The 14,724-nt window shown below is 61.5% G+C and carries 13 protein-coding genes; 4 read left to right on the top strand and 9 right to left on the bottom strand.

Annotated elements, in window-relative coordinates:
- Nucleotides 1-61 precede the first annotated feature (61 nt).
- Nucleotides 62-1,087 (bottom strand): sugar ABC transporter substrate-binding protein, encoded by a 1,026-nt coding sequence (locus tag H4W29_RS26685; RefSeq protein ID WP_192731829.1) that lies wholly within the window; start codon nucleotides 1,085-1,087, stop codon nucleotides 62-64.
- A gap of 148 nt (nucleotides 1,088-1,235) precedes the next feature.
- Between H4W29_RS26685 and H4W29_RS26680 the strand changes: the two genes are divergently transcribed.
- The 3 genes from H4W29_RS26680 (at nucleotide 1,236) to H4W29_RS26670 (ending at nucleotide 4,278) form a co-directional block, all read left to right on the top strand.
- The gene (locus H4W29_RS26680) at nucleotides 1,236-2,225 is read left to right on the top strand and encodes an alpha/beta hydrolase (RefSeq protein ID WP_192731828.1); all 990 of its coding nucleotides are present in this window, start codon (nucleotides 1,236-1,238) and stop codon (nucleotides 2,223-2,225) included.
- Nucleotides 2,197-3,213, top strand: a complete 1,017-nt coding sequence (locus H4W29_RS26675) for a GntR family transcriptional regulator (RefSeq protein WP_192731827.1) — start codon at nucleotides 2,197-2,199, stop codon at nucleotides 3,211-3,213. Before H4W29_RS26680 ends, H4W29_RS26675 begins: the two co-directional genes overlap by 29 nt.
- 116 nt (nucleotides 3,214-3,329) lie before the next feature.
- Nucleotides 3,330-4,278 (top strand): IS630 family transposase gene (locus H4W29_RS26670; RefSeq protein WP_192731826.1). Its coding sequence is split into 2 segments (ribosomal slippage): nucleotides 3,330-3,665 and nucleotides 3,667-4,278, totalling 948 coding nucleotides; the frame shifts between segments, so codons are not numbered across the junction.
- Nucleotides 4,279-4,284: 6 nt separating this feature from the next.
- On the opposite strand, the gene H4W29_RS26665 is transcribed toward H4W29_RS26670, so the two are convergent.
- The 8 genes from H4W29_RS26665 to H4W29_RS26630 all read right to left on the bottom strand — a co-directional run bounded on the left by H4W29_RS26665 (nucleotide 4,285) and on the right by H4W29_RS26630 (nucleotide 13,412).
- Complete coding sequence (locus H4W29_RS26665) at nucleotides 4,285-5,580, bottom strand: amidohydrolase family protein (protein WP_192731825.1); 1,296 nt, start codon at nucleotides 5,578-5,580, stop codon at nucleotides 4,285-4,287.
- Nucleotides 5,581-5,616: 36 nt separating this feature from the next.
- Nucleotides 5,617-6,561 (bottom strand): ABC transporter permease, encoded by a 945-nt coding sequence (locus H4W29_RS26660; RefSeq protein WP_192731824.1) that lies wholly within the window; start codon nucleotides 6,559-6,561, stop codon nucleotides 5,617-5,619.
- Nucleotides 6,558-7,607 (bottom strand): ABC transporter permease, encoded by a 1,050-nt coding sequence (locus tag H4W29_RS26655; protein WP_192731823.1) that lies wholly within the window; start codon nucleotides 7,605-7,607, stop codon nucleotides 6,558-6,560. Before H4W29_RS26655 ends, H4W29_RS26660 begins: the two co-directional genes overlap by 4 nt.
- Nucleotides 7,597-9,126: an ABC transporter ATP-binding protein gene (locus H4W29_RS26650; RefSeq protein WP_192731822.1), complete on the bottom strand. Its 1,530-nt coding sequence runs from the start codon at nucleotides 9,124-9,126 to the stop codon at nucleotides 7,597-7,599. The genes H4W29_RS26655 and H4W29_RS26650 overlap by 11 nt, the downstream gene beginning before the upstream one ends.
- The gene (locus H4W29_RS26645; protein WP_192731821.1) at nucleotides 9,123-10,571 is read right to left on the bottom strand and encodes an amidase; all 1,449 of its coding nucleotides are present in this window, start codon (nucleotides 10,569-10,571) and stop codon (nucleotides 9,123-9,125) included. Before H4W29_RS26645 ends, H4W29_RS26650 begins: the two co-directional genes overlap by 4 nt.
- A gap of 12 nt (nucleotides 10,572-10,583) precedes the next feature.
- A complete protein-coding gene (locus tag H4W29_RS26640; RefSeq protein ID WP_192731820.1) occupies nucleotides 10,584-11,570 on the bottom strand; it encodes a BMP family protein in 987 nt (328 codons plus the stop codon).
- Nucleotides 11,571-11,710: 140 nt separating this feature from the next.
- The gene (locus H4W29_RS26635) at nucleotides 11,711-12,487 is read right to left on the bottom strand and encodes an SDR family oxidoreductase (protein ID WP_192731819.1); all 777 of its coding nucleotides are present in this window, start codon (nucleotides 12,485-12,487) and stop codon (nucleotides 11,711-11,713) included.
- A gap of 34 nt (nucleotides 12,488-12,521) precedes the next feature.
- The gene (locus H4W29_RS26630; RefSeq protein WP_192731818.1) at nucleotides 12,522-13,412 is read right to left on the bottom strand and encodes an aldose 1-epimerase; all 891 of its coding nucleotides are present in this window, start codon (nucleotides 13,410-13,412) and stop codon (nucleotides 12,522-12,524) included.
- A gap of 288 nt (nucleotides 13,413-13,700) precedes the next feature.
- Between H4W29_RS26630 and H4W29_RS26625 the strand changes: the two genes are divergently transcribed.
- Nucleotides 13,701-14,684: an arabinose ABC transporter substrate-binding protein gene (locus tag H4W29_RS26625; protein ID WP_192731817.1), complete on the top strand. Its 984-nt coding sequence runs from the start codon at nucleotides 13,701-13,703 to the stop codon at nucleotides 14,682-14,684.
- Nucleotides 14,685-14,724: the final 40 nt, after the last annotated feature.

Raw genomic sequence — 14,724 nt, 5'->3', positions numbered from 1 at the left:
ACCGGTCTCGTGGAATAGGAATGGTCAGGCGCGGGGTGGATTGAACCCCGCGCCGCTCCTGTTACTTGCAGGAAAGGTAAGTGTCCTTGAAGCTTGCCTGCAGCTTTTTCGTCAGCGCCTTCAGATCGTCCTTGTAGCTGTCGACGTTCTTGGCGGAGATCAGCAGCGTGCCGGAATCGACGAAATGCGCCGTCTGCGGCGTGGCGATCCACGGGGCATCGGCCTTGACGCTGCAGCCCCCGGCCATCTGGTCCAGCGCATAGGCGCCGATATAGGCCTGACCATAGGGGTTCTGCGCCATGGTGCCGGCGACGAAGCCGTCCCGGATTCCGTCGAGGATGATCTTGTCGTCATCGATGCCGACGAGCTTGATCTTCTTGTCGCCGAGGTTCTTGAGCGCGGTCGCAGCCACGACCGAAGAAATATAGCCGGTCGCGATCAGGCCGTTGATCTTGTCTTTCTGCGCGGCAAGCAGGGCATTGATCTTCTGGTCGCCCTGTTCCTGGCTGTCGGTATCGCCGACGGTCTGCAGCAGGGTTACGGCGCCATTCGTTTCGCCGACGGCCCTTTCGACCGCCTTGACACGCAGCGTCGTGTTCGGATCGACGAGCAGGCCGGCAAGATGGACGATCGTGCCCTTGCCGCCCATCGCCTCGATCAGCGCCTTGGTGCCGAGATAGGCCGATTGCGAAACATCGGTCGCCAGGCAAAGGCCGACATCGGTCGGATCCTGTGCGCAGCCGCCGAGCGCGACCGAGGGAATGCTGTTGCTCTTCATTTCCGACAATATGGCGTTGACGCCGACTGCGTCACCCGGAAACACGCCGAAGCCGTTTGTGCCTTGCGCCGCGAGGCTCTCCAGAAGCTCGGTCTGCGCCTCCAGCTTCCATTCGCTCGGCACTTTGTATTCGACCGCGGCGATGCCGAAATCCTTGGCGGCATCGGCGGCGGCCTGTTCCCAAGGCGCAAAATAAGGGTGCGGACCGCCGGGAACCAAGGCGATCTTGTTGTCCGAGGCGAAAGCGCCGAGCGGCGCAAATGCCACAGAGCATGCAAGGCCTGCAGCAATGAAACTGCGAATTGTCATGACATCCTCCCGTTTGGGCAAGCCAGTCCTCTTCCAGCATTGCCATACCCAATCGCTAACATGATCGAATATCGCATGCAATATTCGATCATTGACTTTTTTGTCATCTTCCGGTTCCATCTCGGCAGGCAATCGGCGGGAGGAGTTGATGAAGCCGCAAGAAAACCAGGCCCCGGTCGATCGATCGAGGCTCCTGCCGGAATATCGAACCCTGCTGGAGGAGATCGACGCATTGGGCGGGCCGGCTCTGGAAACGCTTTCGCCCCAGGAGGCGCGTGCCGATTCCGAGGTTCGGCTGGCTCTTCTTTGGGGGGCAAAGGACGAGGTTGCGGGTATCGAGAACCTCGAAATCCCAAACGGTGAAATGAAGCTGAAGGCAAGGCTCTACCGCAGGTCCGACGCCAGGCGGACCATCCTCTTCTTCCATGGCGGCGGCTGGATGGTCGGCAGTATCGAAACCCATGACGGGCCGGTGCGAACGCTTTGCAATGCGGCGCGGGCCAACGTGCTTTCGATCGAATATCGCAAGGCGCCGGAGGCGCCGTTTCCGGCGGCATTGGAGGATGCCGAAGTGGCACTCCTGTGGCTTCGAGCAAAAGGAGAGGCACTCGGGCTTGATGCAGAGAGGCTGATCCTTGCGGGCGACAGTGCCGGCGCCAGCCTTTGCGCATCGCTGGCGATCAGGGCACGCGATCTCGGCATCCCGCTTGCCGGACAGGTTTTGATTTATCCGGCTACCGATCTTTCCGGCGTGACCGGAAGCCGCCAGGAGTTCGCGAACGGGTTTTCACTGCAACAGTCGACGATGATCTGGTTTGCGGAAAATTATCTTTCGGGCGGCACGCTACCCTCCGACCCTCGCGTCTCGCCGCTGCTCGCCAGTGATCTTTCGCGCCTGGCGCCGACCCTGCTGATCACCGCTGACCATGATCCGCTGCGCGACGAGGGCCGCGCTTATGCACAGCGCTTGATTGCCGCCGGAAATGACGTCTGTTACGAGGAATGGCAGGGAACCATCCATGGTTTCTTCATTATGGATCGCGCCGGAAAAACCGCCCGCAAGCTGATAGGGCGCATCGGGGAATGGGCAGACGGGCTTTGGAACAGACATGACGATGGCAAGCGGGGTGGAGGCTGAAACCGCGGCCCCGGCTGTGCGGTCCGAGCCGATCTATCTGACGATCTATCAGGTTCTTCGTGATCATCTGGAGCGGGGTGCGCTGGAGCCCGGCCTCATTCTCGGGCAGGCAAGCATTGCCCGCGCCTTCAACGTCAGCCGTATCCCGGCCGGTATCGCGTTGGGGCGGCTCCTGTCGGAAGGCCTGATCCAGACTTTCGAGGGGCGCGGCTATATCGTGCCGGGCGGTGAGCCGCAGCGCGGCGACCTTTTTGCCGCGGGTCTTAATCTGCCACGTTCGGTCACCGTGCCGGTCGTCAACCGAAGGGAGCAGATCTATCCGGAAGTCGAACATGCCGTTGCCGTCTGTCTTGCCTATGGCCGTTTCCTGTTGAACGAGACGGCACTTGCCCAGCATTACGACGTCAGCCGCACGATCGCCCATGAAGTGCTGACCCAGCTGGAGCGCAGCGGTGTCATCGAGCAGGACAGCAATAACCGCTGGTATGCCGGCCCGCTCAGCGCCAAGGTCTTTCGCCATCACTACGACATGCGCCGCCTGCTGGAGCCGGAAGCTCTGCGGCAGGCTTATCCTTTCCTTGAGAAGGAAGGTCTTGAGGAGCGCCGGCAGAGATTGAAATCCCTCGGCCCCTATCCGCAGTCGCCGGAAAAGCTGGAGCGGGCGGAAGCAGACCTCCATCTCGATTCACTCGCGCCCTGCCCCAATACAGTGCTTCTTGCGGCCGTGCGCCGAAGCCAACGCGTCCTCATCGCCACGCACTCGACTTTCGCCAAGCTTCGCACCGAAGCGGAAATTTCCATGATGATATCAGAGCATACGCGCGTTTATGACGCGCTGCTCGCCGACGATATCGACAAGGCCTGCGCAGCACTTGCAGATCACCTGCGCCGGGCGCTGGATCCCAATCTGAAGATCCTCCAGCACTTGCCCGCCATGCCCTCGGGCCTGACGCCGCCTTATCTGATCCAGGTCAAGGGCGAGCGCTGAGCGCGTTCACCCAAGAAGAGCTTTAGAGCGTTTCCGTGTTTTTCTGAATCGAATGCGATTCCCAAATCAGTTTTGTTCTGATTCATTGATGCTGGCTGGATGGAGGCCAGTATCCGATGACCGCACCGATATCGAATGATCTTCGAGAGCGCGTTGTTGCCGCCGTGCAAAGTGGCGAAAGCGTTCGTTCAGTGGCGACGCGGTTTGAAATTGCCGCGTCTTCAGTCGTGAAATGGTCGCAGCGCCATCGTGCGACCGGATCGGTTCGTCCCGGCAAGATGGGCGGCCATCGCAAGCGGATACTCGAACCGCATCGCGATATCATTGTGCAACGGCTCGCCGAGAACCCGCATCTGACGTTGCATGGCCTGAAGGCGGAGTTGTCCGCGCGAGGTATTTCCGTCTCGCACAATACGATCTGGGAATTCATTCGCAACGAAGGGCTGCGCTTCAAAAAAAACGCTGTTCGCCCTTGAGCAGGCTCGTGCCGACGTCGCTCGCAGAAGACAGCGATGGAAGGCCCTGCAAAATCATCTCGATCCCGAACGGCTGGTCTTCATTGATGAGACCTGGATCAAGACCAACATGTCGCCGATCAGGGGCTGGGGTCCAAAAAGCAAGCGACTGCGGGCATTTGCACCGCATGGCCACTGGCGCACGCTGACATTCCTGGGCGCCTTGAGAAACGATCGGCTTACCGCACCCTGTGTCTTCGACGGACCGATCAACGGCCACTGCTTCCGCGCCTATGTCGAGCAGCAGTTGGTGCCGGTGCTCAAGCCAGGCGACATCGTCGTCATGGACAATCTCGGCAGCCACAAGTCGGCAACCATCCGTCGATTGATCAAAGCCGCCGGTGCGCGGCTCTGGTTCCTGCCACCCTATTCGCCGGACCTCAATCCGATCGAACAGGCCTTCTCCAAGATCAAACACTGGATGAGAAATGCACAAAAGCGGACCATCGACGACACATGGCGTCATATCGGCAGGCTGGTCGAAACCATCCAGCCCGCCGAATGCCAAAACTATCTCGAAAATGCCGGATATGGTTCCGTCAAAAGATGAAACGCTCTAGGCGCCAGGGACGATCGGTGCATAGGCAGCTCCGTCAACCGTTGCCGGGCGCCCGTCGAGATTGAGTTCGGCAATCCGCGGTGCCGAACGCGCGATGACCTTGCCGCGGCGGATCACGGTCAGGCGGTTCGCCTTCAGCCTGAGCGCTTCCACCGGATCGCGCGCCTGCAGGATGACGAGATCGGCATTCCCACCCTTTTCCAGGCCGTAGCCTTCGAGGCCCATGGTTTTTGCCGAATTGACGGTCAACGCATCGAAGATCTTCTTCTTGTCCTCGATGCCGGCCATCTGCGCGACATGGACCGCCATATGGCCGACCTCCAGCATGTCGCCTGAGCCCATCGAATACCAGGGGTCCATCACGCAGTCATGGCCGAAGGAAACGTTGAGGCCGGCTTCCATCAGCTCGCGCACTCGGGTCATGCCGCGCCGCTTCGGGTAGGTGTCGTGGCGGCCCTGCAGCATGATGTTGATCAGCGGATTGGGAATGACGTTGATCTGAGCCTCCGTCATCAACGGAATGAGCTTCGAGACGTAATAATTGTCCATCGAATGCATGGAGGTCAGATGCGAGCCGGCAACCCGGCCCTGCAGGCCGAAGCGCACCGTTTCGGCGGCGAGCGTTTCGATATGGCGTGACATCGGATCGTCGGTCTCGTCGCAATGCATGTCGACCGGCAGACCGCGGTCGGCAGCGATGCGGCAAAGAGCTGCGACCGAGGCTGCACCATCGGCCATGGTGCGCTCGAAATGCGGAATGCCGCCTACGATATCGAGGCCCATATCGAGCGCGCGGTTCAGGGCATCAACGCCGCCGGGCGAACGATAATAGCCATCCTGCGGGAAGGCGACGAGCTGCAGGTCGATATAGGGAGCGACCTTCTCGCGCACCTCGATCAGTGCCTCGGCGGTCACCAGCCTGGGATCGCTGGTATCGACATGGCTGCGGATGGCGAGAAGTCCCTGCGAGACGGCGAGATCGCAATAGCGCAAAGCCCGCTCCACCAGGGCCTCGCGGGTCAGGATCGGCCGCAGTTCACCCCAGAGCGCAATGCCCTCGAGCAGCGTACCCGAGCGGTTCATGCGCGGCAGGCCAAGCGAGAGCGTTGCATCCATGTGGAAATGCGGATCGACGAAAGGTGGGCTGACGAGGCGCCCGGTTGCGTCGATTTCCTCGCCGGCCTCGGCCTCGATCCTGGAAGCCACCTCGGCGATCTCGCCATTTGCTATGGCGATATCGATGCCGCTGCGGCCATCGGGAAGATTTGCGTTTCTGATGATCAGGTCAAACATGGCGGCACCGGTCTGTTGTGGTTCTTAAGGATGGGATCACCGCTCGCCGCGGCGATAGGGCTGCATGAGCGCCTGCGGCACGCGGGCGCGCCGCGCCGTCACGGCAAGCGCTGCAATCGACAGGAGATAGGGCGTCATCAGGAAAAGCTGATAGGGCACGACACCTCCGAGTACCGTCTGCAGCCTCAGCTGGAAGGCATCGAAGAAGGCAAAGAGCAGGGCGCCGAGGAGGGCCCGGCCGGGCTGCCACGAGGCGAAGACGACGAGCGCAATGGAAATCCAGCCGCGCCCCTGGACCATGGTCGGGAAGAAGCTGTTGAAGGCCGAGAGCGTCAGAAAGGCGCCGCCGACCGCCATCAAGGCGCTTCCGGCAATGATTGCACCATAACGGATCCGGATCGGGTCTATGCCCTGCGCCTCGGCGGCATGCGGGTTTTCGCCGGTCATGCGGATCGTCAGGCCAAGTGGCGTTCGGAAGATCAGATAGCCCATCGCGAGTGCCAGGAAGATCGCCAGATAGGTCGGCGCCGTCTGTGCAAAAAGGGCCGGGCCAAGGAAGGGCAGGCCGGAGAGGAGGGGAATATCGATCGGCTGGAAGGGCACGATCGTCGGCGGTGTGCCGGCAAGCGGCACGACCAGCCGGAAAATGAAATAACTGAGGCTGGAGGCAAAGAGCGTGATACCGAGGCCCGTGACGTGCTGCGACAGGCCAAGGGTGACGGTTAAAAGCGCGTGCAGCAGACCGAAGACCGCGCCGGCGAACGCTGCGATCAGAAGGCCGGTCCAGAGATCGGCGCCATGAAAGACCGCAAGCCAGCCGATCATCGCCCCGAAGGTCATGATGCCTTCGATGCCGAGATTGAGCACGCCTGCCCTTTCGCAAAGCAGCGCGCCGAGCGTGCCGAAGATCAGCGGTGTGGCGATGCGCAGCACGGCGGCCCAGAGGCCTGCAGAGGAGACAATGTCGATCAGAGCCATCATCTGCGGATCCTGTATTGGGTGAAGAACAGGGCGATTAGCATGGTGAGCAGAGAGACGGCTACGGTCACATCGGCAATATAGGTCGGTATGCCGAGCGCCCGGCTCATGCCGTCGGCGCCGACGAACATCGTGGCGGTGAAGAGGGCTGCGGCAATCACGCCGATCGGGTGCAGGTTGGCAAGCATGGCGACGATGATGCCGGAATAGCCGAAGCCGGGCGAGAGATCGGTCGTTACATAACCCTTGACGCCCATCACCTCGATCGCACCGGCGAGACCCGCAAGGCCGCCGGAAAGGCAGGCGACTTTCACCAGCGTCATGCCAAGCGGAACGCCGGCAAAGACGGCGCCGGCAGGATTGAGACCGGCGGCGCGCGAACGCAGACCGAAGACAGTGCGCGACTGAAGAAAATATACGGCAAATGCAATGGCGATGGCGATGATGAAGCCGACATGCAGCCGCGAGCGCGCCACCAGCTTCGGCAACAGCGCGTGATCGCTGACGGGCATGGATTGCGGCCAGCCGAAGGCAAGCGGATCCTTCAAGACGCCATCGATCAGCATGGAGACGAAGAGCAGAGCGACGAAATTCAAAAGCAGGCTGGTGACCACTTCGTCGACGGAAAAGCGCAGCCGCAGCCAGAGCGGCACAAGGATCAGCACCATGCCGGCAACGGCGCCCGCAACCAGCAGGGCAGGGATAAGCAACGCTGCGGGCAGTCCCGCCAGAAGCTTGGAGCCGAGTGCGGCGACGGTGATGGCGCCGAGATAGAACTGGCCCTCGGCGCCGATATTCCAGAGCCGGGCGCGGAAGGCGACGGCTGCGGCAAGGCCGGTCAGCATCAACGGTGTGGCCCGGGTCAGCGTCTCCGTCGCCGAAAGCCGCGTGCCGAAAGCGCCGGTGAGGATACGCCAATAGGCTTCGAACACGGGGGCGCCGGCAAGCGCGATGAGGACACCGGCAATCGCAAGCGCTGCAATGACGGCAGCAATGGGAGCGGCCACGACCAGATAGAGCGGGCGGTGATCGCGGCGTTCAAGACGCATGCTGGGCCTCGGACGTCCATTCGCCTGACATCATCAGGCCGAGTTTTCGGGGATCGGCGCTTTGCGCATCGATGGGCGGCGATAGGCGCCCCTTGACGATGGCCTGGATGCGATCGGCAAGGCCGATCACCTCGTCCAGATCCTCTGATATCAGAAGCACGGCCGTGCCCTCCTTGCGTGCCTGCAATATCCGGGCGTGAACCGCGGCGACCGCGCCCTCGTCGAGCCCGCGCGTCGGCTGCGCCGCAATCAGGATCTTCGGTCTGTCATGCAGGTTGCGTCCGAGGATTAGCTTCTGCATGTTTCCGCCAGACAGAAGCCGCGTGCGCGTCGACGGTCCGCCGCCGCGAATATCGAATTCGCCGATGATCTCCTGGGCAAAGGCCATGCCGGCCTTGCGGTCGACCAGTCCGCGGCGCGAAAAGCGCGATGAACCGATGCGCTCCAGCACGGCATTTTCCCAGACGGCGAGCTCGCCGATCGCGCCTTCCTTGTTGCGATCCTCGGGGATGCGGCCGACGCCGGCAGTAATCAGGCTTTCGACGCTGATCTCGGTGACCGGCTGTCCGAACAGCAGGATCTCGCCGCTCATCCAGCCGGTCAGGCCGCTGACGAGATGGTTGAGCGTTGCCTGGCCATTGCCGGAGACCCCGATAATGCCGAGCGTTTCGCCGGCATGAAGCTGCAGGCTGATATCCTTCAGCCGCTCCTGGCCGCCATCGGAAACGGTGACGCCGACGGCTTCGAAGACGACAGCGCCGGGCGTTGACGCTTCGCGCACCGGGCGTGTCACCCGCCGGCCGACCATGAGTTCTGCGAGTTCCGACTTGCTGGTCTCACCGGTCAGCCGTTCGGCGACGACCTTGCCGCCGCGCAGCACAACGACGCGGTCGGCTGCACCGATCACCTCATCCAGCTTGTGCGAGATGAAGATCAGCGAAAGACCTTGCCGGGCCATTTCGCGAAGCGTCCGGAAGAGACGTTCCGCCTCGATATTGGTCAGCACGGCCGTCGGCTCGTCGAGGATCAGGATGCGGGCGTCGTTATAGAGCGCCTTGAGGATTTCGATGCGCTGCTGTTCGCCGACCGAGAGGTCGCCCAGCCGGGCATCGGGATTGACGTCGAGGCCGAAGCGCAAAGAGATCGACAGCAGTTTAGCGCGGCCAGCGGTCTTGTCCGACTTCCAGGACCAGAGCTTCTCCGTTCCCGTCATGACGTTTTCGAGCACCGTCAGGTTTGGCGCGAGCGAGAAATGCTGGTGCACCATGCCGATGCCGGCGCGGATCGCCGCACGCGGCCGGCCGGCCGGCAATTCACTGCCTTCGATATGGATCGTGCCGGCATCCGGCACATAATGGCCGAAGAGGATGCTCATCAGCGTCGTCTTGCCGGCGCCGTTTTCGCCGAGCAGGGCCAGCACTTCGCCCCTGGCGAGGCTCAACGAAATATCGTCATTGGCCTGGATTGCGCCGAAACGCTTGCTGATATTGTCGAGCTGGAGCACGGGAGCTGATGTCATGAGGCAAGTCCCGCAATGGCATGGGGGTGGGTCCAACGTTGCTCTGCTTCCAGCCGCAAGGCAAGGGCAAGCAGTAGCGGTTCCCGGCCCATCGGTGCCAGCAATTGCGCAGGCAGCGGCATTCCGTCCGCATCGCTTCCAAAAGGCAGTGTCAGCGCCGGAAAGCCGGAAATATTGGCAAGACAGGCAAGTGGCGCAAAGCGCGCCATGCGGTTCAGATGCAGGTCAGTATCCTGATGATCGGTCGGGAAGGAGCCGATCGGCAGAGGGGCTGTCGCAAGCATCGGCGTCAGCAGGCAGTCGATATCGTCGAACAGGTGCCAGAGGTCATGGCTGACATGCGGCATGGTGCTGAGGCTCTGCCAGAGCGCAGTCGGCGCAAGTCTGGCCCCGCGCACCGCAAAGGCTGCCGTCAGAGGTTCGGCCTTCGAGAGGTCAAGATGGAACCTATCGACGAGCCATGCCAGATTGATTGCGATGATATCGGCGAAAATGACGGTACTCGCGATGACACTTGCTTCAAGCCGCTGCCATTCCACAATAACGATCTCATGTCCGTCCGCCTCGAGGCTGCGGGCCGCAGCTCCTACTGCTTGCTGCCGTGCAGCCTCGGTCGGAAAGTCGCTGCCGGTATCCGTTAGCAGGCCGATGCGCAGGCGGGATTTTTCGCTCCCGTAGAGCGCCGGCTCCGCGTAAGGGCCGGCGGGTTTTCCATGAAGCGCGTCGAATATTGCGCCGGCATCGCGGACCGAGCGGCAGATTGACAGCTCGCTGGCAATGCCGCCAAGATGATTGCCGAAGCCCGGGCCACCCGGAATGGCGCCGCGACTGGGCTTCAGGCCGATTAGACCGCAACAGGCGGCGGGCACGCGAATGGAACCGCCGGCATCCGTTGCATGGGCAATCGCCACGATCCCGGCTGCGACCGTAGCAGCCGCACCACCGGAAGAGCCACCCGCCGTGCGGGACGGATCGAGCGGATTGCGGCAAACGGGTCCGCGCATGGGTTCGCTTGCGAGCGAGAGGCCGACTTCCGGGCTGGTCGTGAGACCGAAGAGGCTGAAACCGGCCTGACGAAAACGGTCCGCCAGATCGGAATCTGCTGACGGATCGAGCATGCCGTCGAAGAGCCGTGAGCCGGCGCGAACCGGAAGACCCTTGAATGGGCCGCCGAGATCCTTGGCAAGTGTCGGCACACCGGCAAACGGCCGGACGGAGAACATGGCGGGATTGTCCCGATACTCGCGATCAAGCGCGGCAGCATTCGCCAGGCCAAGGTCTTCGTCGAGATGACAGATCGCGCCCAGCGCATCCTTCGCCCTCGCAGCGGAAATCGCAGCCTTCATCGCTTCGGTGCAATCAAATGCACCGCTCCTGATCCGGGCGGCGAGCGCAATCGCGTCGCCGCCCGGTATCGAGATCTCGCTTTTCTCAATCCCGTTCATGCAGATGCCGGCTTACTTCGGCTCCTCGGGCATGATCGGAACCTCGAAGGCGCCGGACTTGATGGCGGCGCGTTTGGCTTCCATCGCCGCTTCGGCGTCCGCCGGTGCGACGCCCTTGACGTAGACGATATCGCTGCCGCCTTCCTTCATCAGACCGAAGCGCGTGTAATTGTTGCCGGTCGGCTTGCCGGCCTTCACATCGGCGATCGCCGCATTGAGGATCGGGCGGAAACCCCAGATCGCATTGGCAAAGACGGTGTCGGGATAACGCGGCGTATAGTCGATCAGCGAACCGACGGACTTGATGCCGCGCTCCTTGGCAGCGTCTGCCGTGCCGATACGCTCGCCGAACAGGATGTCGGCGCCGGCATCGATCTGGGCAAGACCCGCTTCGCGCGCCTTCGGCGGATCGAAGAAGGTGCCGATGAAGGCGACGAGATGCTTGGCATCCGGGCGGACTTCCTTCACGCCGGCAGCAAAGGCATTCATCAGCATGTTGACCTCGGGGATCGGCAGCGCGCCGACAGATCCGACGATGCCCGACTTCGTCATCTTGCCGGCCAGCATGCCGGCGAGATAGGCGCCGTCATGGTTCCAGGTGCCGAAGACGCCGAAATTGTCGCCTGACGCTTCGCCGCTCGAACCCAGCATGAAGGCGGTTTTCGGATAGTCGGCAGCAACCTGACGAGCCTCGCGCTCGACGGCATAGGCCTCGCCGACGATGAGGGCTGAGCCCTGTTCGGCATATTCGCGCATCGCACGCGGATAGTCGGTGCCCGAGACCCCTTCGGAGAAGACATAGTCGATCACGCCTTCCGAAGCGGCGTCCTGCAGCGCCTTGTGCAGACAGGAATTCCAGGCATTTTCCACCGGCGAGGCGTGAATGCCTGCAACCTTCAGTTTTTCCTGTGCCCGGAGCCTGGGCGCAAAGGCGGTTGCACCGAGTGCCATGCCGGAGGCAAGCACCGTGCGGCGAGACATAATGATCTGATTTTTCATGAGTTCCCCTCTTTTTACCAGATGGATAAAACTCTATGGACCGCCCAAAATTGTGTCAAGTAATGCTGCTGCGCAAAAACTAGACAATGACTGTGAGCGCCTGCACTCTGAGGCCGTGGAAAGAGGGAAGGGGTTCGCTGTTACTGGTGCTGCATGACGCTCAAGCCGCCGTCGATCGTCAGGCAGGTGGCATTCATGAAGGTGCATTCGTCCGAGATCATGAAGACCGCCGCCATGGCGATTTCCTGCGGCGTGGCGATGCGCCCGCCCGGATGCAGCTTCATCGTTTCGGCCTTGGCCTTTTCCGGATCGGGGAAACTGTTCCAGTAATCGATGACCTTCTGGGTCGAGACATAGCCCGGCGCAATCGCGTTCACCCGCACGTTTTGGGCCGCATATTCGATGCCGAGAGACTTGGTCATGCCGAGCAGCGCATGTTTGGCGAGCGGATAGGGGAAGGTGTGGGGAATGATGGTGAAAGCGTGCGTCGAGGCAATGTTGAGGATCACCCCGCCGCCTTCCGAAATCATGTGCGGCAGAACCGAACGGCAGCATTGCCATGCGCCCTTGAGATTGATGTCGAAGCAGCGCTGCCATTCTTCGTCTGTCGTCTGCAGAGGCTCGGCAAAGACGTTGACACCGGCATTGTTGACGAGGGCGTTGATGCGGCCAATCTGCACTTCCGCCTTGGCAACGGCCGCCTTTATGGCCGAAGCATCGGTGATGTCGGCCGCCTGATAGCCAAGCACCGTGCCCTTTGATGCAAGCACTGCGGCTGTCTCTTTGAGCAGCGTTTCATCGCGGTCGACCAGGAAGAGGTGGGCATCCTCGGCAGCATATGCTTCGGCGATCGCCTGTCCAATCCCCTGCGCGGCACCCGTGATGAAGACCCGTTTTCCGGAAAGGCGGTTTGGCATCGTCTGTTTCCTCTTTACGCTCGTTCTCTCGTGATCAGGATATGGCCTGCGGCTGCAGGCGGATCGCGCCTTCCATGCTTTCGCCCGGCTGCAAGACCTTGAGATCGCCAAGCCCGGGAAGATTATGCCCGTTGGCGAGATGGGACATCGGTTCGAAGCAGAAATAGTCGCGGCGGAATCCGGGGTCGAAGCGCTCGTCCGACAGGAAGATGACCGCATTGCGGAAGATCGGGTCTGTCGTCAGATCAAGCGCTGTGCAGGCCTCGGGCCAGGTAATGCGTGCCTTGCCGCTCCAGCCCTCGAAGCCGTTATTGATCCAGCGCTGCGGGAGGGGCGCGGGCTGCGAGAAATCGAGATCGGCAGGGATCTCGGCCGGTTCGCCCGGCAGCCAGCCCTCCGTCTCAGTCCAGAAGCGCTGTGCCTCGGCAAGAAGTGTCGTGCCTTCCGTCAGCGGAAAGAACGGATGCCAGCCGAGCCCGAAGGGCAGGGCCGCCTCACCGCTATTCTCCACGCTCATATGCAGCTTCAGCCCCTCGCCCGACAATGTGAAGCTCTGCTTCGCCTCATAATTATAGGGCGTGCCGTCCGCCCGGTGGCGGAGACCGATCTCAACGCCTGTGGCGCTCTTGGAAAGAAGCGTCCATTCCGCGAGCCAGCCATCTCCGTGGAGGTAGTGTGGGTCCCAGGACGTGTTCGGCTGCAGGCTGTAGTCGCGTCCTTCGAAACGGAAGCGATTGCTCCTCACGCGATTGCCAAAGGGCACGAGCGGATAGCAGGCCGACGACAGTGCATCGGCATCATCGCCTGACGATCTCAGAAGCGGAATTTCCCGGCCATCGCGCCTCCAGGAGAAATCAAGGAGCACACCGCCGGTCGTCGAGACACGGGCCGATAGTGCACCGTCCTGCAAATCGATGATCGTCATGAAGCAATGCCTTCCCCTGATCGGGGCTGATCCGGACTGTGGCGGCACCCTATTATCGGTCGATCGAATGTCAATATATATAGGATTTATTTTACCGCTCTGACGACATTTTGCCCCGATTTTCCGGTGGCTTTGGCACGCAGAGCGGCGTTAATATGAATTTAGTCGGCTTTTCACCCGCTGAATCGCATAAATAATCATACATAAATCTTGACTGGTATGATGTTTATTTTTATCCAATGGCTGCTGCCGAGTGAGCGGCAGATCGAGATTTTAGGGAGAGAGATTATGCGCTTCTTCAAAGCAGCCATCCTCGCTGGCGCCTTTGCCGTTCTGGCCGCCGGCTCCGTCTTGGCGGAGGATGTCAAGATCGGTTTCATCGTGAAGCAGCCGGAAGAGCCCTGGTTCCAGGACGAATGGAAGTTCGCCGACCAGGCCGCCAAGGAAAAGGGTTTCACCGTCGTCAAGATCGGCGCCGAGGACGGCGAGAAGGTCCAGTCGGCGATCGACAACCTCGGTGCGCAGGGTGCGCAAGGCTTCATCATCTGCACGCCTGACGTCAAGCTTGGCCCCGGTATCGTCGCTAAGGCAGCCGCCAACCAGCTCAAGCTGATGACCGTCGATGATCGCCTGGTCGGCGCCGATGGCAAACCGCTCGAAGACGTGCCGCATATGGGCATTTCCGCGACCAAGATTGGCGAAGGCGTCGGTCAGGCGATCGTCGATGAGATGAAGAAGCGCGGCTGGGACATGAAGAATGTCGGCGCGGTCCGCGTTTCCTATGATCAGCTTCCGACCGCCGTCGACCGCGTCGAAGGCGCAATCTCGGTTCTGAAGGCTGCCGGCTTCCCGGCCGAAAACATCTATGACGCGCCGCAGGCAAAGACCGATACGGAAGCCGCGCTCAATGCCGCGACGACCGTTCTCAACAAGCATGCCGACGTGAAATATTGGGTCGCCTTCGGCCTCAACGACGAGGCCGTGCTCGGCGCCGTGCGTGCCTCTGAATCGGTCGGCATCCCCACCGACAACATGATCGGCGTCGGCATCGGTGGCGCAGAATCGGCGATCAACGAGTTCAAGAAGCCGTCTGCGACCGGCTTCTTCGGCACGGTCATCATCTCGCCGAAGCGTCACGGTTATGAAACCGCGCTCGACATGTATGACTGGATCGCCAACGGCAAGGAGCCGGCAAAAGTGACGCTGACCTCGGGTTCGCTGGCGCTGCGCGGCGACTATGAAAAGGTTCGCAAGGACCTCGGCATCGAATAATCATCCTCCGATGATGATCTCATCCCGGCGGCGTTTCGTC

The organism is Rhizobium viscosum, assembly GCF_014873945.1.
Classification (GTDB): Bacteria; Pseudomonadota; Alphaproteobacteria; order Rhizobiales; family Rhizobiaceae; genus Rhizobium; species Rhizobium viscosum.
This window is presented reverse-complemented; position numbering and strand designations above follow the sequence as displayed.

Coding starts and splice junctions, on each gene's coding strand:
- H4W29_RS26635 (WP_192731819.1), bottom strand. CDS start 12,487: ATGCCAAACCGCCTTTCCGGAAAACGGGTCTTCATCACGGGTGCCGCG.
- H4W29_RS26640 (WP_192731820.1), bottom strand. CDS start 11,570: ATGAAAAATCAGATCATTATGTCTCGCCGCACGGTGCTTGCCTCCGGC.
- H4W29_RS26685 (WP_192731829.1), bottom strand. CDS start 1,087: ATGACAATTCGCAGTTTCATTGCTGCAGGCCTTGCATGCTCTGTGGCA.
- H4W29_RS26625 (WP_192731817.1), top strand. CDS start 13,701: ATGCGCTTCTTCAAAGCAGCCATCCTCGCTGGCGCCTTTGCCGTTCTG.
- H4W29_RS26660 (WP_192731824.1), bottom strand. CDS start 6,561: ATGATGGCTCTGATCGACATTGTCTCCTCTGCAGGCCTCTGGGCCGCC.
- H4W29_RS26645 (WP_192731821.1), bottom strand. CDS start 10,571: ATGAACGGGATTGAGAAAAGCGAGATCTCGATACCGGGCGGCGACGCG.
- H4W29_RS26630 (WP_192731818.1), bottom strand. CDS start 13,412: ATGACGATCATCGATTTGCAGGACGGTGCACTATCGGCCCGTGTCTCG.
- H4W29_RS26675 (WP_192731827.1), top strand. CDS start 2,197: ATGACGATGGCAAGCGGGGTGGAGGCTGAAACCGCGGCCCCGGCTGTG.
- H4W29_RS26680 (WP_192731828.1), top strand. CDS start 1,236: ATGAAGCCGCAAGAAAACCAGGCCCCGGTCGATCGATCGAGGCTCCTG.
- H4W29_RS26665 (WP_192731825.1), bottom strand. CDS start 5,580: ATGTTTGACCTGATCATCAGAAACGCAAATCTTCCCGATGGCCGCAGC.
- H4W29_RS26655 (WP_192731823.1), bottom strand. CDS start 7,607: ATGCGTCTTGAACGCCGCGATCACCGCCCGCTCTATCTGGTCGTGGCC.
- H4W29_RS26650 (WP_192731822.1), bottom strand. CDS start 9,126: ATGACATCAGCTCCCGTGCTCCAGCTCGACAATATCAGCAAGCGTTTC.